We start from the raw sequence: 18,674 nt of genomic DNA on the forward strand, positions 1-18,674 counted from the left end.
AGGGTGTCCTCGCCGGCCATGCCCTTGACCAGGCGGAGCGCGTCGGAGACGTCGTCGGCGAAGTCGTGCAGCTGCTGGGCGAGGGTGCGGACGCGCTGCGGGTCGCCCGGGGTCGGGTCCCTGTCAAGGTCGAGTGGATGCCAGTCCGCTGGCCGATACCCCGCCATGATCCCGCAACCCCCGTCGCGTTCGCCCCGTCAACAACCCTGTGCACACGCGAACTTACAAGGAACGGTCGTTCGAGGTGAAGTCCGTGCGGTGTTCGGCCGGCGGAAGCCGGTGCGGCGACCCTTTGCAGGGGCCAACCACGCCGCCGCGGACAGTTGCGGCAATGTCACAGGAAGGCACCAATGCCTGCTGAAGAGTGGCTAGTTACTCGCAATATGCCCCGGTTGTGCATTCTTTGCTCGGGCGGAGCCCGACCATTCGCTCTGGTGCCCTCGGGGCGCACCGGGCTACCGTGTCCGCTGCTTTCTTCGACGTCGCTTGTCTCACCAGGAGCTCACCGTGACCCGCCGTTCCCGCCTGCTCACGACAGCCACCGCCGGAGTGACGGCGGCACTTCTGCTCGCAGGGTGCGGCGGAGGAGGCGGAGGCAAGTCCGACTCGAACGACAAGATCGCAGGCTCGGACACGGGGGCTTCGAAGTCGGCTTCGCCCAGCGCTTCGGCTTCGGCGTCCGAGGCGAGCGGCCGCCCGGAGATCACCCTTCCGTCGGATCTGACGTACACATTCGGGTGGGCGAAGACGGGTGACGAGAAGAAGGATGCTGTCCTCGGCGACACCGAACAATTCATCAAGGCCGTGGACATGGCGATCGCCAAGCAGGCTCCGCTCGACAAGGCTTACCGTTTCTACTCGGAGGGCTTGGCGGCTGCCGGTAGCCAGAAGTTCATCCAGGAGTTTGTGAGCTACAAGGACCGAATCACCGGGGCCAAGCGGTACTTCGATGCCAAGGTTCAGATCAACAGCGACGGGACTGCAGGCCTTGTCTACTGTGAGGACCAGACCAAGGCTTACAACAAGAGCCTGAAGACTGGGAAGACAGAGGTCACCAAGGCCTCGAAGGACGACTACGTTCTTTACAACACCCTGCTTCAGCTCAACAAGCAGGGTGTCTGGATCACCGAGAAGCTGACGTCGCAGCGGGGGAGCTCCGTATGCCAGCCATGAAGTTCCGGAACTCGGCAGTTGTCATACTTGCTGCAGTGACTTTGTTGGCCTGTCCGGCCCAGGCATTTGCCGGATACGGGCACGGGGGCAGCACGAACAGCGACCCCAATACGCACACTTCCGGCAAAAGTGACGGCAAGGGTAATATTTCGGCAACTGCAGGTGTTGTCTACGACCTCTCCAAGAACGGTTCCGGGACGTCGACCGGCGCGGTGACGCCGACCACGACGTGGACCCCGCCGGCTTGTTACTACGCGCCCAAGTACTCACCCGATGCGCTTGAGGCCTATCTGACACCGATCTGGGAGGCCGACTCGACGGGCTACGAGTGGGATGCCCAGCAGCGCGACCGCTACGTCAACGGGAAGCCGTACAAGGACTTCAACAAGGACAAGGCGGGCAAGGGCTACTGGTGGGACTCGTACGTCACGTCGGGCCGTGAGGGAGACCCGGGTGCGCTCGACTGCACGAAGCCCATCTTCTGGGTGGACACAGGAGACAAGCCGCCGGCCGACATCCCCCAGGCGATCACCCCGGAGATCCTCTCCCAACTCGCCTACAACGAGATCCGCGTCCCCGGTACGAAGGTGACCCTGGCCCCGGCGGACAACACGAAGGTCAACCTTCCCACCTGGGCCTGGCTGGACAGTGCTGCGTTCAAGCCGGTCTCCGTCACCGCGTCCGTCCCCGTGCTGGGCATCAGTGCCACCACCACCGCCACGCCGTACTCACTCAAGATCGACCCAGGTACCTCGGATGCGGAGACGTATCCCGCCTCGGGTGTCTGCGAGTTCAAGAACGGCAGCATCGGTGAGGCCTACGCTAAGGGGAAGGCCGACGAGACGCCACCCTGTGGGGTGAAGTACCTGCGGTCCTCGGGTACGGGCTCGTACCCGCTCAAGGCCACGATCACCTGGAAGATCAGCTGGACGGGTACGGGAGGGTCGGGCGGACTCCTGGACGACGGCACCTTCGGGGCCACCCAGGATGTCATCGTGCAGGAGATCCAGTCCGTCAACAGGTGAGCGGTACGTCGGCCGGGGCCTCCCGGTCTAGGAGGCCCCTGTGGGTGACAGGACCCGGATCGACGATCTCGACGTGCTCAGGAGCGTCTCCTCGGGCATCGCGAAGATCGTCGATGAACTGGAGCGGCTCGACGACAAGGACAAGTACGGCTGGAGCCGCGAGGTCATCGGTCATGAAGAACTCACCGACCGGCTCGACGACTTCGCCGGCAACTGGGACTACAAGCGCGGAAAGCTCGAAGGGGAGTTGAGCAAGCTCGCGGGGATCACGAAGGCCGCGGCCGAGGCGTACGAACAGATAGACACCGATCTCGCCAACGCGGTCCGTAAGCAGGAGACGAAGCCTCAGAAGCAAGGCGGATGATGTCCCGACCCAAGGACTGGTCGCCGGTCGAACTGGACTCCGACCCGGTGTCCGGAGACCCTGATGCCGTAGCGAAGCTGGGTCGGCGCTTCCGTTCGGTGGCCGATGCCATCAGGAAGCAGACAGGCAACATCGAAGCCCTCTGCGGTGTGGAAGGCTGGCAGAGCGACGCGGCCGACGAGTTCCGCAAGACGGCCGAGGGGACCGTCGGACGGCTGAAGAAGGTCCTGGACCGCTTCGAGACGGCTGCCGACCTGCTGGGCGAGCAGACCGACCTGCCGGATGAGAAGTACGCCTCCGTCCTGTCGTCATCCCAGCAGGCGGCGGACAAGGCCCGCAACGACGCCGAACGCGACCGCGAGGAGCGGGACCGACTCGAAAGGTCGCTCGACGCCCTGGACAAGTCCGCGGACGACTACGAGCAGAAGAAGCACGACCTGACCATGAAGCGGGACGAGGTCGACGGTCGTGTCCAGGACGCCATCAGGCGGGTGCACGCCGCGAAGAACGCCCGTAATCGGGCTGGCGAGAAGGCCGCCCGTGCCCTGGAAGCGCTCATCGACCACGACAAACTGAAGGACTCCACCTGGGAGAACATCAAGGGGGCACTGAAGAGCGTCGCGGACATCGCCGGCTGGGTGGCGACAGCCTGCGCCCTGGCCTCCCTCCTGGTGGGCTGGATCCCGGTGATCGGCTGGGCGCTGGCGGGTGTGCTGGACGCGATCGCTCTCCTTGCAACGGTGGTGTCCCTCGCCTGCCACCTGGTGCTTGTCTTCTCCGGGGACGCGAGCATCGCCGACCTGGTCCTGGACGGCGTGGCGCTGCTGACGCTCGGGCTGGGGCGGGCCGCGCTGAGCGCGGGCAAGGCGGCCGCGGCGGGCGTGCGGGGTGTTCAGACAGCGAGCTGCTCCGCCCGCGCGGACTTCCTCGCCGCCAACACACTGTCCGGCAGATCGGCGAAGGCGGCCAACACGCTGAAGGGCAAGGCCACCAAGGTCGCCAATCAGGCCGCCGAAGAAGCGTCGCAGAGGCTCGCGGGCGACTTGCCCGGAGCTTTCGGGAAACTGCGAGAGTTCCAGCATGTTCTGAATCCCAAGGTGATCTACAGCGACACGGCGGACGCGGTGAAGGGACTCAAGGACTTCAAGGACGTCGGGAAACTGTTCGGCAGGGATGCTTGGAGGGGTGCCCGGCCCTTCGGTAACCCGGAGTGGGTCGAGTCCAGCAAGGCGCTGAAAGAGGTACCGATTCTCGGGAAGTTCGAAAGCATGGGCGGTGTGAAGTACACCGACTATGTGCGGTCCGCCGGGCAGAGGTGGCTCGGATACACCGTCGCGGCCACCGTCATCGACGGGAATGACAAGCTCCACGGCCTCATGGAATGGAACAATCCGTACAACAAGTGGAAGTCCGCTTGGACGGTGGGCTCGTGACAGGCAGAGGGATTTCCGAGTGAACGACGACGTGACGTGGCAGTGTCTGATCGCCGAGCCCGAGGGCAGTATCCGACTTCCCGTGGGCCAGGACACGGAGTTCGGGGAGTGGTCCAAGCAGACTGCCCGGAACTACCTGGGCGGGGACGCTTCGCGAGGCGAACTCCGTGAGCTGGCCTCGTCGTTGGCGCGTGTGGCGGCCACGTCCGAGCTGGGGGATCCAACCTTTGCCTACGCCTATGTCATCGATGCGGCGAAGGCGTTGACCGCCGTGTACGAGGTCCACGACTACGACGGCGATGGATACCGCTCGGTGGACCGTCTGCAGGATCTCCTGGCGGGCGTCCTGCCCTCGTCCCCTGAGCGCCGCAGTGTGACCGAGGTGAACCTGCCGGCTGGCCCCGGTGTTCGCGTCCAGGAACTTCTCTCGGTCGAGACGGGGTCGCTCTTCAAGAAGAAGACGATGACGGAGACGGTCACTTACGCGGTGATCCCGCCGCAGGTCGACAACATCCTGGTCCTCCGGATGACCTGGACGAACCTCGTCTTCGGCGAAGCGCTGCTGGAGTTGGCGCAGACACTGGCCGAGTCGTTGGAACTTGCCGAGATCAAGGAAGGCTGAGGAATGACGGATGCCGTCGCCGACGGCGGCCGTACCGACGGAGAAAACGCGCCGCCGAGTGATTACGGCCTGGTCGTTCCTGACGGCTGGTTCAGGATTCCGCTCGAACCCGACGGCTGGAAGGCTCCGATTCGCGCACTTGCCGATCGGGTCTTCGAGGGCCAGGACGATGCCGTCCTGCTCAAGCGGGAATTCGTCAAGGCCGTACGTGCTCGTGCGGAAGAGGGCTACGAGAACGGCGGCGTCGAGCTCTACATCTCGACGACCTCGATCGGCCCGGTGCCCCTGTCCTCTTCCCTCCTCGTCACTGTCGCCCCTGATGGGGAGGGCATCCGCCTTGCAGCGAGGGGCCGGTCCCAGGAGATCACCGACGTCGTTCTCCCCTTCGTGGGACCCGCGACCATGCGGTGCACCCGTACCGTGCCGGACACCGACGACTCGACGGGCAACCAACTGCCCGTGACGGTCGTCGACTACGCGGTCAAGGTGCCGAACACCCAAGCCGTCCTGCTGCTGACGTTCTCGACGTCCTTGGACATGTTCGCCGACGCCCTGGTCGACCTGTTCGAGGCGGTCGCCAAGTCACTGCACTGGAAGTGACCACCGCCCGCCCAACCGCCGCATCCGGATCACCGAGAAGGGCGACACGTGGATCGGCAAGGCCCGGTACTTCGACCGCAAGGGGGAGACTGCCGGCGGCAGCAGTTACTCGTCGAACCATGCCACCAACCGCACGTTCTCCTCGCCGTGCACCCACGCCAGTGTCTCCATCACCGTCCACACCGGGGCCCATGGGCCGTTCTCGGGGACCGCGTCCCGGCGGCGGGAGCGTTCGGCTCGGTAGAGCGTGGTGTCCGTGGTCCATTCCGTGCCTTCCGGGTAGCGGTCGGCGAGGTCGGTCGGGGAGGCCGTCAGTGTGTCGATGCCGCTCGTTCTGGCGAAGGCCCGGCTCCAGTCGTGGGAATGGATCAGGCGGAGTGTGCCGTCTGGGGCGCGGTGGTGGCGGGAGATGCGGGTGGTGCGGGGGACCGCCGGTTCCGTCCAGTCGATCGCCCTCGCCTCCGGCCAGGTCAGCCAGGTCTCCGCGAAGGCCGCGCCCGCCCACGTTGCGTGTTCCGTGCAAACCTCGGGAGAGGTGTCAGGCGGTAGGCCGCGGTTCGCCGCCACCGGGCGCCACATGGCCTGGAGGTCGCGTACTCCGAAGAGGCAGGCGAAGCCGTCGTAGTCCCTCGGCAGGCCCAGCACCGAGAGGCTGATCGCTCGGCACCATGCCGTCTCCTCGTAGTCCAGACCCTCCCGCCAGGTGCGGCACTCCACCCAGCCGTGGATGTCTGTTCCCATGAGCCCGATTGTGCCAAGAAGCGGTCAGCATTCGCTCCAGCGGGCATCCTCCTGCACGCAGTCTTCCGACGCGCGGCTGCACACTCCTCCACTCCTGCGTCACCGGTTGGCTGGACGGGATCCACTACGACGGACATGGGCCAAGCACGGATCGGACGGCGCACGCCGCACTCAGGTCTATAGCGTCCAGTAGCGGGAGTCCTTCAAGGGCGCGGGGCGGATGCGCAGGGCGGGCAGGTCGAAGCCGTCGTCTTCTTCCCCATCGCCGGTAGGCAGGCGCCCGGACTCGTTCGGGTAGTAGTACAGGCCGTACGACCAGTACTCCGGGAACTCGTGGCACATGAGATCGGGGTACGCCGAGATCTCCGTGTCGTGATACCGCTCGTTGATCCTGGCCACGGCTTCCGCCCGGGAGATGCCGAACCTTGAGATCATCTCGTTCGCGATGTCCCGGAAATACTCGACCATACCCTCGTCGAGTTCCATGAAGAATTCCGCTGTCATGGGCAGGTATGTGGGGATCAGAGCTTGGGGTGCGCCAGGTAGGAAACGAAGTGGGCCCAGGCAGGAGGCTTGATGGCGAGGCTGGAGCCGTCGGTGGTCTTCGAGTCGCGGATGTGGATGGCCGAGCGGGTGTGGGCTATCTCGACGCAGTTCGAGGCGTCGGGGCTGTAAGTGGACTTCTGCCAGTGGAGTTCGGACACGGTTCCCTCACATGGTCTTGGCGATGTTACGGATCAGGTCACGGGACTCTGTGGGTTCGAGCGCGTTTTCCTCCATGCGGTCGAGCACCAGACCGTACTTCCCCAACTGCGCCTCAGCGTCCAGGAATTCACACCCATGGTGAGTGTCCAGCTGAACGGTGTCGAGCTGAGGAACCGGCCCCGTCAGATAGTCGACGGACTGTCCCGTACCGGGGAAGGAGCCCTTGCCGAACGGGATGACCCGCAGAGTCACATGCCCCGACTCGCTCATGTCCAGCAGATGCCTGAGCTGAGCGCGCATCGTGGCGGGGCCGCCGAATCCCATCTGCAATGCACACTCGTGGATCACCGCCGTGTACCGGGGCGGGCTCTCACGGTGCAGGATTTCCTGCCGCTTGATGCGATGGCTGACTCGGTGCTCGATCTCGTACTGCCGCAGTGCGGGCACGGCTTCCTTGAAGAGGGCCCGTGCGTAGTCGGTCGTCTGGAGCAGCGCGGGGATGTGAATCACCAGGGCGACACGCAGCGCCGCTGCGTGGTGCTCCAACTCGGCGAGGTCGATGAGGCCGATCGGCAGATGGTCGCGGTAGCCGTCCCACCAGCCGCGAGTACGCCGGCCTGTCATCGCGGCCAGCGCGTCCACAAGGTCCTGGTCCGAGCAGGCGTAAGCGCGTGCCATGGAGCGCAGCCGGTCGGCGCTGACCGGAGTGCGGCCGGTCTCGATCATGCTGACGCGTGCCTGATTGACGCCGAGCAGTTCACCGGCACCCGTGGCGGTGAGTCCGGCGCGCACTCGCATCTGTGCACACCACCGGTAGCCGTGACGACCCCGCGTTCCGGGCGGCGATGACGGAACTCCGGGCCGTCGAGGAGGCCGATTCGATCACCGCGGGCGGGCACATCCGTGGCGAGCGCGGATTTGCGTCGTTGTCTGCCGTCGCACGGTCAGGGAGCTGGGAACCACCGGCCGGGTTTCACCGTTTCAGGTGAGCGCGCCAAGGCCCGGTCAAGTTTCCTGTGGGTGAGGACGGTTCGGTCGTAGGGGGTTCGGCCGTGTGAAAAACTGCTTCGGTTGCTCAAGTGAAGAGTGGGACACGGGGAGTGGACGCTGTGAGCACACGGCAGGTACGGAAGATGTTCCAGCTGATGGCCAGTGGCGAGCCCGTCGAGCTCACCAACGCCTGGTCCTCCGTGAAGAAGCTCGCCCGGCTCGCCTTCGTCGCCCAGCAGTTCGGGTACGAGTACGCCGACGCCCGCCACACCGGGTCTCGTAACAACGTGCTCAAGATGCTGATCGTGCCCGACCACAGCCCGCAGGGGCGGGCCCGCGCCGCGCAGAACTGGACGCAGTACCCGAACGCCGCCGACGGGGTCTCGTTGCCGCCGCTCGTCCCCGACGCCGTCGAGCTTCTCAAGGCCCGTATCCAGTTCGACCTCACCGGCAGGAACGCCGAGCGGCGGATGCTGTTCGGGGCCGGTGGTATCACCCTCGGGCTGGCGCTGGCCGCGGCGCGCGCCGGCGGGAGCGTCGGGGTCTTCTTCGTCGCCGGTGTCGTGTGGGTCGTCCTCATGGCGGTCATGGGGCTCGGGTTCTTCGTCACGCGCGGGCGCAACGCCAAGTTCGCGCAGCGGCTCCAGGCCGCCGGGTTCATGCCGGTGACGGGCGAGGGCGGGCGGGTGCGGTATCTGCCGCCCGGCACGCCGATGCCGATGCCGACGCCGATGCCCGTGCCTATGCAGCATGCCCCGGTCCAGCAGCCCCCGTATCAGCCACAGCCCCAGTACCAGGAGCAGGCCGGCCCCTACGGCCCGTACGGCGGGCAGAGCGGTCAGGGCCCGTACGGCGGGCAGCCCGCCCCCGCCGGTTACGGTCAGCAGCCGCCCGCGCCCTACGCTCCCGGTCCCTACGCCCCGCCCCAGCAGTCGCCCGGTCCCTACGCCCCGCCCCCGCCTGCCTCCGGTCCCTACGCCCCGCCCCAGCAGCCCCCCGGTCCCTACGCCCCGCCCCCGCCTGCCTCCGGTCCCTACGCCCCGCCCCAGCAGCCCCCCGGCCCCTACGCCCCGGGCCCCTACCACCAGCAGCCGTCCCACCAGCCCCAGCAGCCGCCGTACCCCGGCCCCTGACGCGCCCCCTCTCCCCGGACCTCTCACCCGCCCTCCGCGCAGGGTGAGAGCAACGTTCCTTTCCGGTCACCCACAGCCACAGTGCGGAAACGCCGTCTCCCTACCTTCGGGCTCAGTCACTCATCCGAAGTCGGCAGACCGAGCACGCGGAGCACCGTGGAGGCGTCATGACAGCCCCAGCCCCTACTTCCCGTAGTCGCTGGATCCAGGAGTGGGATCCGGAGGACGAGGCGTTCTGGCAGGAGAAGGGGGAGAAGATCGCCCGGCGGAACCTGGTCTTCTCCGTCCTCTCCGAGCACATCGGGTTCTCCATCTGGACCATGTGGTCCGTGCTGGTGCTGTTCATGGGCCCGGAGTACGGGCTCACACCGGCCGACAAGTTCCTGCTGACGTCGATGGTCACCCTGGTCGGCGCGGTCGTCCGGGTGCCGTACACGTTCGCCGTCGCGCTCTTCGGCGGCCGGAACTGGACGATCATCTCCGCCGGGCTGCTGCTGATCCCGACCGTCGCCGCGTTCGCGGTGATGAAGCCGGGGACGTCGTTCGACACGTTCCTGCTCGTCGGGCTGCTGGCCGGTATCGGCGGTGGCAACTTCGCGAGCAGCATGACCAACATCAACGCCTTCTTCCCGCTCCGGAAGAAGGGGTGGGCGCTGGGGCTCAACGCGGGTGGAGGGAACATCGGCGTGCCCGTGATCCAGCTGGTGGCCCTCGCGATCATCGGGGCGAGCGGCGGGCCGCGCGTGCTGCTCGGCATCTACATCCCGCTGATCCTCGTCGCCGCCGTCCTCGCCGCGCTCTTCATGGACAACCTCGCCACCGTGAAGAACGACACCGGCGCCGCGATCGACGCCGCCAAGGACGCCCACACCTGGATCATGTCCTTCCTCTACGTCGGCACGTTCGGGTCGTTCATCGGGTACGCCTTCGCCTTCGGGCAGGTGCTCCAGGTGCAGTTCGGGCGTACGCCGCTGCAGGCCGCCTACCTCACCTTCATCGGCCCGCTGCTCGGCTCGCTCATCCGGCCCGTCGGCGGCTGGCTCGCCGACAAGTACGGCGGCGCGAAGATCACCCTGTGGAACTACGTCGGCATGGCCGCCGCCACCGGCCTCCTGATCGTCGCCAGCATCGAGAAGTCGCTGCCGTTCTTCGTCACCGTCTTCGTCGTGCTGTTCGTGCTCAGCGGGCTGGGGAACGGGTCGACCTACAAGATGATCCCCGGCATCTTCCAGACCAAGGCGCTCGCCAAGGGGCTCACCGGTGACGAGGCCGCGGCCTACGGGCGGCGGCTGTCCGGGGCCTCCATGGGCCTCATCGGGGCCGTCGGCGCGCTCGGCGGCGTCGGCATCAACCTCGCCTTCCGGCAGTCGTACCTGTCCTACGGCAGCGGCACCGGAGCCTTCGTCGCCTTCCTGGCCTTCTACGGTCTGTGCTTCGCCGTGACCTGGGCCGTATACCTTCGCCGGCCCGCCGCACAGGGGCAGGCCACAGCCGCCACCGAGGCAAAGGCGCAGCTCAGCTACGCCGAGGTGTGACGTAACACTGGTGACATCAAGTCGAACCGAGCCTGTCACGGACCGTTGACAGGCTCGTTCGGCATGCGGGTCAGCTAGGAGAGCAGCCATGTACGAGCAGGAACAGCAGCGACCGGACGACGGCGGTGGCGGTCAGCACGGGCCCCTCGCGGGATTCACCGTGGGAGTTACGGCCGCGCGCCGGGCCGACGAGCTCGGGGCACTGCTCCAGCGGCGCGGTGCCGCCGTGCTGCACGCCCCCGCCCTGCGCATCGTGCCGCTCGCCGACGACGGCGAACTCCTCGCCGCCACGAAGGAGATCATCGACCAGGCGCCGGACGTGGTCGTGGCGACCACCGCGATCGGGTTCCGGGGGTGGGTCGAGGCCGCCGACGGGTGGGGCTTCGGCGAGCAGCTGCTGCAAAGGCTGCGGAACGTCGAGCTGCTCGCCCGCGGTCCCAAGGTGAAGGGCGCCATCCGGGCCGCCGGGCTGACCGAGGAGTGGTCGCCGTCCTCCGAGTCCATGGCCGAGGTCCTCGACCGGCTCCTGGAGGAGGGTGTCGACGGCCGCCGGATCGCCGTACAGCTGCACGGGGAGCCGCTGCCCGGGTTCGTGGAGTCGCTGCGGGCCGCCGGCGCGGAGGTGCTGCCGGTGCCGGTGTACCGGTGGATGCCGCCGGAGGACCTCGGGCCGGTGGACCGGCTGCTGGACGCCGTGGTGTCGCGCTCGGTGGACGCCATCACCTTCACCAGCGCGCCCGCCGCCGCCTCGCTGCTGTCGCGCGCCGAGCACCGGGGGCTGCAGGGCGAACTGCTCGCCGCCCTGAACCACGATGTCGTACCCGCCTGTGTCGGCCCGGTCACCGCGCTGCCGCTGCAGGCCCTCGGCGTCGACACCATCCAGCCGGAACGCTTCCGGCTCGGCCCCCTCGTGCAGCTGCTCTGCCAGGAACTGCCCTCGCGCGCACGGGCGTTGCCGGTCGCCGGGCACCGGATGGAGATCCGGGGGCACGCGGTCCTCGTCGACGGCGCGCTGAAGCCGGTGCCGCCCGCCGGGATGTCCCTGCTGCGGGCGCTCTCCCGGCGGCCTGGCTGGGTGGTGGCCCGCGCCGAACTGCTGCGCGCGCTACCGGGCGCGGGCCGGGACGAGCACGCGGTGGAGACGGCGATGGCCCGGCTGCGTACGGCCCTGGGCGCGCCGAAGCTGATCCAGACGGTGGTCAAGCGCGGCTACCGGCTCGCGCTGGACCCGGCGGCGGACTCGAAGTACGCCGACGTGTGAGACTGCGGCCATGCAGTGGTACGGAGTGCGATGCGTCTTCCGGCACCTTGCCCTCGGTGTGTACGAGGAGCGGGTGACGCTGTGGACCGCGCGGTCGTTCGACGAGGCGATCGTGCGGGCGGAGACCGAGGCGCGCGAGTACTGCGAGGTGCTCGAAGACGTGGAGTACGTGGAGCTCGCCCAGGCGTTCCTCCTGGACGAGGTGCCCGGCGAGGGCGTGGAGGTCTTCTCGCTCATGCGGGAGAGCGAGCTGCCCCGGGGCGAGTACGTGCGCCGGTTCTTCGCCACGGGGGACGAGCGGACCGGTTGAGAGCCGTACGACGTCAGCGGACCGGCCGAGCGGCGTACGGCGTTACGGGGACCGTCTGAGCGTCGTACGACGTTATGGGGATCGTCTGCCGCGCGGCGGGCCGTAGCGGGCGGCCACCGGCTCGCCACTCGGGTCCGTTCCTCCCCGGGCACGCCGGGCCGTCCCGCGCGGACGCGCAGGTGCGGCCGTGTGTGCCCCGGTCCGCGCATGTGCGCTCTGCCGGATCCCGCCGGGCGGGCGCCAGGCTGACGCCGGACCACGGCACACGGGGGGACGGACATGACACGCTGGCAGCCCTTGCCGGCCACACTGCCGGGAGAGGCCCGGCATCTGGTCGAGCAACTGCGCCTGTTGAAGGGCCGTACCGGACTCAGCCTCGCCGGACTGGCCCGGCGCACCGCGTACAGCAAGTCGTCCTGGCAGCGCTATCTGAGCGGGGACCGGCTGCCGCCGAGGGGAGCGGCGCAGGTGCTGTGCCGGCTGGGCGGCGGCGACCAGGCACGGCTGCTGGCACTGTGGGAGCTGGCCGAACGGGCCTGGCCGCAGGGCGTGCCGGAGTCGAGGACGGAAGCGGTACCGGAGCCGAGGACGGAAGCGGTACCGGGGGCGAGCGCGGAGCTGGTGCCGGAGTCGGCCGCGGGGCAGCGGCGGTGGCGGACCGCCGCGCTCACCGCGTCCGCCGTCGCCGCGCTGCTGGCGGCCGGGCTGCTGTGGCTGCTGCCCCGCCGGGGCGGCCGGCCCGACGACCGGCCGCCCCGGCGGCGTGCTCAGCCGAGCGTGTCGTAGTACGCGTTCTTGAAGGGGCCGGTGCCCTTCAGCCGCACCTGGTACTTGTCGCTGATCCTCTTGAAGCTGGCCTTCTGCGCCCCGTTGTACGTGACGGTGCGGCCCTTGGCCGGGCCGCTGAGACGTACCTGGGCGGCCCGCCAGGTCTGCTCGGTGACGACGCCGTCGTTGTCCGACAGGCCGAAGTTGTCCTGCCACCACTGGGTGGCCGATTCGGTCTCGGGGCCGAACTCGCCGTCGATCTGGCTCTTCTCGAAGGTGTGCGAGTCGCCGTCCTCGTCCTGCCACTCGGCGCGGTCCGCCCACAGGACGGTCTGCCACAGGGCTGTGGCGTTGCTCTTGGCGTAGTCGTCGACGCCGAGGTTCTCCTCGTCCTGCCAGTCGTCGGTCACGGTGCCGCGGTCGCCGTCGATGCCGTGGTACTTCGCCGCCGCGGCGCTGGCGCCCGGCGCCAGGGCCAGGCTGCCGGCCCCCAGCAGTACGGCCGCCGCCATCGCGACGACCCGGGTGTGCATGCTCATGAACGTCTCCCTTCTGAACCGCCGTCCCCCGGCGGGGTCCCCCTGGGGCGGCTCGCTGTGCGTTCGCAGGACACAGGGTCACGGCCGGGAGCGGGGGAGGCGAGGCCTGCCGGTGGTCCCCGGACCGAACGGGGACGGCCCGCGCCGTACGCACCGCAGTCCCCGGCGGGCGCGGGTCGTACGGGAACCTCGTGGAACACCGGTACGAGGGCTTCCGGCCGCCCGCCGAGCCGGGCACTGTGAAGGGACACGGTTCGCTGTCCTAGGCGGTGACAGGCACATGGCACTGGGTACGGCCGCGGCCCCCTACGAGCTGCGCTTCGACGCCGGGCGGAGCTGCCTGGACCTGCTCGCGACCGCGCATCCCGGCGAACGGCTCGACTCGCCCGGGGCGTTGCGGGCCTGGATCCACGGCTCGGGACTGGTCCCGCCGGGCACCCCGTTGGCGCACACCGACACCGGCTGGCTCCCCGGCTTCCGCGAACTGAGAGGACATGTGGCGCAGTTGGTGCGCGAACGGAACACCGTGGGGACCCGGTCGTACGATCTCGTCCTCGCCCTCGACCGCGTCAACGACCTGGCCCGCGCCGCCGCACCCCCGGCACCGTGCGCCGTACCGGGCGAGGACGGTTGTCTCGTGCGGGAGTTGGCCGAGCCGCCGGAGTGCGCCGCGCTGCTCGCCGCCGTCGCCCGGGATGCCGTGGAGCTGCTCACCGACCCCGTCGCGCGGGCGGCCGTCCGGGAGTGCGAGGGCGACAACTGCCCCCTCGTGTATCTGGACACCTCGCGGGGTCGCAGGCGCCGTTGGTGCTCCAGCGAGGTCTGCGGAAACCGCGAGCGGGTGGCCCGGCACCGACGGCGCGCCGCATTGACCCGCGCCTGATTCCGGCGGTGCCTCTTCGGCACCCGTCGCTCAACTCCTGTCCCTTTCACGGCTTCTGTCGTATCTTCATCGAAGCTCCGCCGAAGTGATTTCGACAACACTCCGTTTGGTGACCGGCGAGTACGGGCAACCCGCGCGCCGTCGACGTTGTGTCGGAAATGTAAAGATCACGCGGTGGGAATGTGTGCTCATGTCCCGGTCGTCATGTCACCTCGCGGAAAAATGTGGGGTCTTGTTGAACACACCGCGAGTCACTTCCGTACCGGTGGGGGAGCGACCGACTGGGGGAACCCCCGGACACCGGAGGTGGGCGTGCGCAAGGATGCGGCCGTGGCCAATGAACATGGATCGAGGGCCCGACATCGCATGTCCCAGCCCTCGGAACCAGATGAGGAGCTGATGCGTGCCCTGTACAGGGAGCACGCCGGACCACTCCTTGCGTATGTCCTCCGGTTGGTCGCCGGTGATCGGCAACGCGCCGAGGACGTCGTGCAAGAGACACTCATCCGTGCCTGGAAGAACGCCGGCCAGCTCAATCGAGCGACCGGATCGGTACGCCCCTGGCTGGTGACGGTCGCTCGCCGCATCGTCATCGACGGTCACCGCAGCCGGCAGGCCCGGCCGCAGGAGGTCGATCCGTCGCCGCTGGAGGTCATCCCCGCGGAGGACGAGATCGACAAGGCGCTGTGGCTGATGACGCTGTCTGACGCGCTCGACGACCTGACCCCGGCCCACCGGGAGGTGCTCGTCGAGACGTATTTCAAGGGGCGTACCGTCAACGAGGCGGCCGAGACGCTGGGCATACCCAGCGGCACCGTCCGTTCACGGGTCTTCTATGCCCTGCGTTCGATGAAGCTCGCACTGGAGGAGCGGGGGGTGACGGCGTGATGAGTGTGTACGGGGGGCACGGCGGATTCGGCACAGGTGGTGCGGGTATGTCTGGTGCCATGCAGGAATCTCCGGTGCCCAATGAACACGAGACTGTCGGCGCGTATGCGCTGGGGATTCTCGACGATGCCGAGGCAACCGCTTTCGAGGCCCATCTGGCCGGGTGCGAATGGTGCGCCCAGCAGCTCGACGAGCTGGCCGGAATGGAGCCCATGCTGGCGGCCCTGGCCGATCTGCCGGGCTCCGGATCCACACCGTCCATCGGTGAGTCGCTGTCCGCCAGGCCCAGCCCGCGGATGGCGGAGAAGCTGGTCGTGGAGGTCGCCGAGAAGCGGAAGGTCCGCAGTCGGCGCAACATCTTCGCCCTGGCCGCCTCGATCGTGCTGATCGCCGGTGGTTCGGCGGCCGGCGTGGCGCTGGGCGGCAGCGGCTCGGACAACAACAACACCGACATGGCCATGGGGCCCGCCCAGACGGCCTTCCAGACCATGAGCGACAAGAAGACGGCCACGGACCCGACGACCCATGTCACCGCGACCGTCGCTCTCGAGAAGAAGGACTGGGGCACCCACGCGGTCCTCCAGCTCAAGAACGTCGCCGGCCCGAACAAGTGCTCGCTCATCGCCGTGGGCAAGAACGGCGAGCGCGAGACGGTGACCTCCTGGTCCGTTCCGAACTGGGGATACGGCCTCACGGACGCCAAGACGGAGAAGGCCAAGGAGCCTCTCTACGTCCACGGCGGAGCCGCCTTCACCCCCAGCCAGATCGACCACTTCGAGGTCATGACGTTCAGCGGGAAGAAGCTGGTCTCGGTCAGCGCGTAGGGCCTGTCCGGCGGATCAAGTCGCAGGGAAGTAGCGGTGGCTGCCGACGCCGGTGAGCGGGGCGTGGTGCGTGCAGCTGCAAGGCGGAGGAGGGAGTCGACGCGGAGCGTCGGCGAGTGACGACAACGCCGCAGATGTGCGTGCCACGCCCCGCGTCTGCGGCATGGTCCGCCGGACAGGCCCTGGCTTCAGCGGGCCCCCTTCGCGTACGGTTGACGGCTGCCCAGCACGTCAGAAGGGGGCCCGGTGGCCGCTCAGGCTCAGCAATCCGCGGTCGGCTCTCACGCCTCGGAACAGGGATCGGTCCAGGACTCGGTCCTGGACTCCGTTCGGGACCGTGAGATCAGCGTCGAACAGGAACACCTCGACCGGGTGTACCGGCGTCTCGAGGAGAAGATCCACGAGGCCGAGTTCCTGATGAACGACGCGGCCAAGCGCGGTCAGGTAGGCACGCCCGGCGCACTCGCGGAGCGGGACGCCCAGGTATTCCGGGCGGGCGTCCACCTCAACCGGCTCAACAACGAGTTCGAGGACTTCCTCTTCGGCCGGATCGACCTGCTCCTCGGCAAGGACGGCAAGAAGGGCCCCGACGGCGCCTACACGGCCGTGGAGCCCGCCGAGGGCGCCGTCCGCGCCGACAACACGGCCGACATCGCCGAGACCCTGCACATCGGCCGTATCGGCGTCCTCGACCAGGACTACGCGCCGCTGGTGATCGACTGGCGCGCGCCGGCCGCCGCGCCCTTCTACAGGTCCACTCCGGTGGATCCCGGGCGTGTCGTACGACGCCGGGTGATCCGCTCCAAGGGCCGCCGGGTCCTCGGTGTCGAGGACGACCTGATGCGCCCGGAGCTCACCGCCCGCCTCGACGGCCACGAACTGCCCGTCATCGGCGACGGCGCCCTGATGGCCGCCCTCGGCCAGGCCCGCAGCCACACCATGCGGGACATCGTCGCCTCCATCCAGGCCGAGCAGGACCTGGTCATCCGCGCCCCCGCCGCCTCCGTCACCTACGTCGAGGGCGGCCCCGGCACCGGGAAGACGGCCGTCGCCCTGCACCGTGCCGCCTACCTGCTCTACCAGGACCGGCGCCGCTACGCGGGCGGCATCCTGATCGTCTCCCCGACCCCGCTGCTGGTGGCGTACACCGAAGGGGTCCTGCCGTCCCTCGGCGAGGAGGGCCAGGTCGCCATCCGCGCCATCGGCTCCCTCGTCGACGGCGCCGAGGCGGCCCTCTACGACACCCCGGCCACCGCCCGCGCCAAGGGCTCCTCCCGGATGCTCCGGGTGCTGCGCAAGGCCGCCCGCGGAGCCCTGGAGCTGAACGATTCACCCACCCGGCTCAGGGTCGTCGCCTTCGGCCGCCGCGTGGAGCTGGAGGCCGAGGAACTCGACCGGATCAGACACAACGCCCTCGGCGGCACCGCCCCGGTCAACCTGCTGCGCCCCCGCGCCCGCAAGCTGCTCCTGGACGCCCTGTGGAACCGCTCCGGCGCGGCCGGCCGGCACACCGACCCGGAGCTGGCGGCCGAGCTGCGCTCCTCCTTCGACGAGGACATCCTCACGGAGGACCCCTTCATCGAGTTCCTCGACGCCTGGTGGCCGGAGCTCACCCCGCAGACGGTCCTCACCGCGATGGCCGACGAGCGCCGGCTCGGCCGCTGGGCCCGCCGCATCCTCAACCCCGGCGAGATCCGCAGGGTGGCCCGCTCCCTGAAGCGGGACGGCCACACCGTGCACGACATCGCCATGCTCGACGAGCTCCAGGCCATCCTCGGCGCCCCCGTCCGCCCCCGGAAGAAGCGCGAGGCGGACCCGCTGGACCAGCTCAGCGGCCTGGAGGAGCTGATGCCGGTCCGCGAGGAGTCCCAGCGCGAGCGCGCCGAGCGGCTCGCCCAGGAGCGCGTCGAGTACGCCCACGTCATCGTCGACGAGGCGCAGGACCTCACCCCGATGCAGTGGCGGATGGTCGGCCGCCGCGGCCGGCACGCCACCTGGACGGTCGTCGGCGACCCCGCCCAGTCCTCCTGGTCCGACCCGGACGAGGCGGCCGAGGCCCGCGACGAGGCCCTCGGCTCCCGTCCGCGCCGCCGCTTCGAGCTCACCGTGAACTACCGCAACCCGGCGGAGATCGCCGAGCTCGCGGCCAAGGTGCTGGCCCTCGCCATGCCCGGCTCCAAGTCCCCGTCGGCCGTCCGCTCCACCGGCGTCGAACCCCGCTTCGTGGCCATGGACGGCGGCACCGGCGTGGGCGACGCGCTGGAGCGGACCGTGCGCGCGGAGGCCGAGCGGCTGCTGGACCTGGTCGACGGCACGGTCGGCGTGGTCGTCGCCATGGACCGGCGCGCCCAGGCCGCCCGCTGGCTCGCCGGGCTCGGCGACCGGGTGGTGGCCCTCGGCAGCCTGGAGGCCAAGGGCCTGGAGTACGACGCGACGGTCGTCGTCTCGCCGGCGGAGATCGCCGACGAGTCCCCGGCGGGCCTGCGCGTGCTGTACGTGGCCCTCACCCGGGCGACCCAGCAGCTGACGGTGGTCTCGGGCGACCGGGACGAGCCGGACGCGGCCGGGGTGCCGGACCTGCTGCGGGACTGAGGGCAGGGGCTGCGGGCATGACCCGTTCGGCTCGGGGTTTCCTGTGAAGTGTCCGGACGGGAATGGCCGCACGGGATCCGTTTGTTAGCCTTGTCGTGACACCGGCTCGATCCAAGCCCCCGGGCCCAACCTTCGTCGCTACGAGCGACCACTTGCCGCGAGGCGAGCATGGCGGGCCGGTGTCATGAACCTCGGAAGAGGCCCACGTCACACTGTGACGTGGGCCTCTTTTTCGCGCGAACATTACGTACGAAACCAGGTCCGGCTAACGCCTACCCGGCGGTAGGT

The 18,674-nt window shown here is 68.9% G+C and carries 20 protein-coding genes; 15 read left to right on the plus strand and 5 right to left on the minus strand.

Annotation, left to right across the window (positions count from 1 at the left end; all coding sequences use genetic code 11):
• Nucleotides 1-507: 507 nt before the first annotated feature.
• The 6 genes from ACIRR9_RS51460 to ACIRR9_RS51485 are packed head-to-tail and all read left to right on the plus strand — an operon-like array spanning nucleotide 508 to nucleotide 5,217.
• A complete protein-coding gene (locus ACIRR9_RS51460; RefSeq protein ID WP_403767592.1) occupies nucleotides 508-1,173 on the plus strand; it encodes a hypothetical protein in 666 nt (221 codons plus the stop codon).
• The gene (locus ACIRR9_RS51465; protein ID WP_403767595.1) at nucleotides 1,161-2,198 is read left to right on the plus strand and encodes a hypothetical protein; all 1,038 of its coding nucleotides are present in this window, start codon (nucleotides 1,161-1,163) and stop codon (nucleotides 2,196-2,198) included. The genes ACIRR9_RS51460 and ACIRR9_RS51465 overlap by 13 nt, the downstream gene beginning before the upstream one ends.
• A gap of 40 nt (nucleotides 2,199-2,238) precedes the next feature.
• Complete coding sequence (locus ACIRR9_RS51470; RefSeq protein WP_403767598.1) at nucleotides 2,239-2,562, plus strand: hypothetical protein; 324 nt, start codon at nucleotides 2,239-2,241, stop codon at nucleotides 2,560-2,562.
• Entirely contained in the window at nucleotides 2,559-3,995 is a 1,437-nt protein-coding gene (locus ACIRR9_RS51475) for a putative T7SS-secreted protein (protein ID WP_403767601.1), read from the plus strand. Before ACIRR9_RS51470 ends, ACIRR9_RS51475 begins: the two co-directional genes overlap by 4 nt.
• A 19-nt stretch (nucleotides 3,996-4,014) precedes the next feature.
• On the plus strand, nucleotides 4,015-4,617 hold the full coding sequence (locus ACIRR9_RS51480) for a hypothetical protein (protein WP_403767604.1): 603 nt from the start codon (nucleotides 4,015-4,017) through the stop codon (nucleotides 4,615-4,617).
• Between the two features lie 3 nt (nucleotides 4,618-4,620).
• Nucleotides 4,621-5,217 (plus strand): hypothetical protein, encoded by a 597-nt coding sequence (locus ACIRR9_RS51485; RefSeq protein WP_403767607.1) that lies wholly within the window; start codon nucleotides 4,621-4,623, stop codon nucleotides 5,215-5,217.
• Between the two features lie 105 nt (nucleotides 5,218-5,322).
• Here ACIRR9_RS51485 and ACIRR9_RS51490 read toward each other — a convergent pair whose 3' ends face one another.
• The 4 genes from ACIRR9_RS51490 to ACIRR9_RS51505 form a co-directional block, all read right to left on the minus strand.
• Nucleotides 5,323-5,958 carry a hypothetical protein gene (locus tag ACIRR9_RS51490; protein WP_403767610.1) on the minus strand — a complete coding sequence of 212 codons (636 nt, stop codon included), beginning with the start codon at nucleotides 5,956-5,958 and terminating at the stop codon, nucleotides 5,323-5,325.
• 177 nt (nucleotides 5,959-6,135) lie between these two features.
• Nucleotides 6,136-6,462 carry a hypothetical protein gene (locus tag ACIRR9_RS51495; RefSeq protein WP_403767613.1) on the minus strand — a complete coding sequence of 109 codons (327 nt, stop codon included), beginning with the start codon at nucleotides 6,460-6,462 and terminating at the stop codon, nucleotides 6,136-6,138.
• 17 nt (nucleotides 6,463-6,479) lie between these two features.
• The gene (locus ACIRR9_RS51500; protein WP_403767616.1) at nucleotides 6,480-6,662 is read right to left on the minus strand and encodes a DUF397 domain-containing protein; all 183 of its coding nucleotides are present in this window, start codon (nucleotides 6,660-6,662) and stop codon (nucleotides 6,480-6,482) included.
• 7 nt (nucleotides 6,663-6,669) lie between these two features.
• The gene (locus tag ACIRR9_RS51505; protein ID WP_403767619.1) at nucleotides 6,670-7,461 is read right to left on the minus strand and encodes a helix-turn-helix transcriptional regulator; all 792 of its coding nucleotides are present in this window, start codon (nucleotides 7,459-7,461) and stop codon (nucleotides 6,670-6,672) included.
• Nucleotides 7,462-7,772: 311 nt separating this feature from the next.
• Between ACIRR9_RS51505 and ACIRR9_RS51510 the strand changes: the two genes are divergently transcribed.
• The 5 genes from ACIRR9_RS51510 to ACIRR9_RS51530 all read left to right on the plus strand — a co-directional run bounded on the left by ACIRR9_RS51510 (nucleotide 7,773) and on the right by ACIRR9_RS51530 (nucleotide 12,678).
• Nucleotides 7,773-8,786 carry a hypothetical protein gene (locus ACIRR9_RS51510; RefSeq protein ID WP_403767622.1) on the plus strand — a complete coding sequence of 338 codons (1,014 nt, stop codon included), beginning with the start codon at nucleotides 7,773-7,775 and terminating at the stop codon, nucleotides 8,784-8,786.
• Nucleotides 8,787-8,953: 167 nt separating this feature from the next.
• Nucleotides 8,954-10,321 carry a nitrate/nitrite transporter gene (locus tag ACIRR9_RS51515; protein ID WP_403767625.1) on the plus strand — a complete coding sequence of 456 codons (1,368 nt, stop codon included), beginning with the start codon at nucleotides 8,954-8,956 and terminating at the stop codon, nucleotides 10,319-10,321.
• A gap of 88 nt (nucleotides 10,322-10,409) precedes the next feature.
• Nucleotides 10,410-11,582, plus strand: coding sequence for a uroporphyrinogen-III synthase (locus tag ACIRR9_RS51520; RefSeq protein WP_403767628.1), 1,173 nt, complete (start codon nucleotides 10,410-10,412; stop codon nucleotides 11,580-11,582).
• Between the two features lie 10 nt (nucleotides 11,583-11,592).
• A complete protein-coding gene (locus ACIRR9_RS51525) occupies nucleotides 11,593-11,892 on the plus strand; it encodes a hypothetical protein (protein WP_403767631.1) in 300 nt (99 codons plus the stop codon).
• Nucleotides 11,893-12,171: 279 nt separating this feature from the next.
• Nucleotides 12,172-12,678, plus strand: coding sequence for a helix-turn-helix domain-containing protein (locus ACIRR9_RS51530; RefSeq protein ID WP_403767634.1), 507 nt, complete (start codon nucleotides 12,172-12,174; stop codon nucleotides 12,676-12,678).
• Here the strand turns inward: ACIRR9_RS51530 and ACIRR9_RS51535 are convergent.
• Entirely contained in the window at nucleotides 12,660-13,199 is a 540-nt protein-coding gene (locus ACIRR9_RS51535; protein ID WP_403767637.1) for a peptidoglycan-binding protein, read from the minus strand. The genes ACIRR9_RS51530 and ACIRR9_RS51535 overlap by 19 nt on opposite strands.
• 280 nt (nucleotides 13,200-13,479) lie before the next feature.
• On the opposite strand from ACIRR9_RS51535, the gene ACIRR9_RS51540 reads away from it, so the two are divergent.
• The 4 genes from ACIRR9_RS51540 (at nucleotide 13,480) to ACIRR9_RS51555 (ending at nucleotide 18,386) form a co-directional block, all read left to right on the plus strand.
• Entirely contained in the window at nucleotides 13,480-14,082 is a 603-nt protein-coding gene (locus ACIRR9_RS51540) for a CGNR zinc finger domain-containing protein (RefSeq protein WP_403767640.1), read from the plus strand.
• Between the two features lie 366 nt (nucleotides 14,083-14,448).
• Nucleotides 14,449-14,970: a sigma-70 family RNA polymerase sigma factor gene (locus ACIRR9_RS51545; protein ID WP_010039908.1), complete on the plus strand. Its 522-nt coding sequence runs from the start codon at nucleotides 14,449-14,451 to the stop codon at nucleotides 14,968-14,970.
• Complete coding sequence (locus tag ACIRR9_RS51550) at nucleotides 14,970-15,794, plus strand: anti-sigma factor family protein (protein ID WP_403767643.1); 825 nt, start codon at nucleotides 14,970-14,972, stop codon at nucleotides 15,792-15,794. Before ACIRR9_RS51545 ends, ACIRR9_RS51550 begins: the two co-directional genes overlap by 1 nt.
• 246 nt (nucleotides 15,795-16,040) lie before the next feature.
• Entirely contained in the window at nucleotides 16,041-18,386 is a 2,346-nt protein-coding gene (locus ACIRR9_RS51555) for a HelD family protein (RefSeq protein ID WP_403767646.1), read from the plus strand.
• The last annotated feature ends 288 nt before the right edge of the window (nucleotides 18,387-18,674 follow it).

This window comes from Streptomyces sp. NPDC101234, from assembly GCF_044767525.1.
GTDB lineage: Bacteria > Actinomycetota > Actinomycetes > Streptomycetales > Streptomycetaceae > Streptomyces > Streptomyces sasae.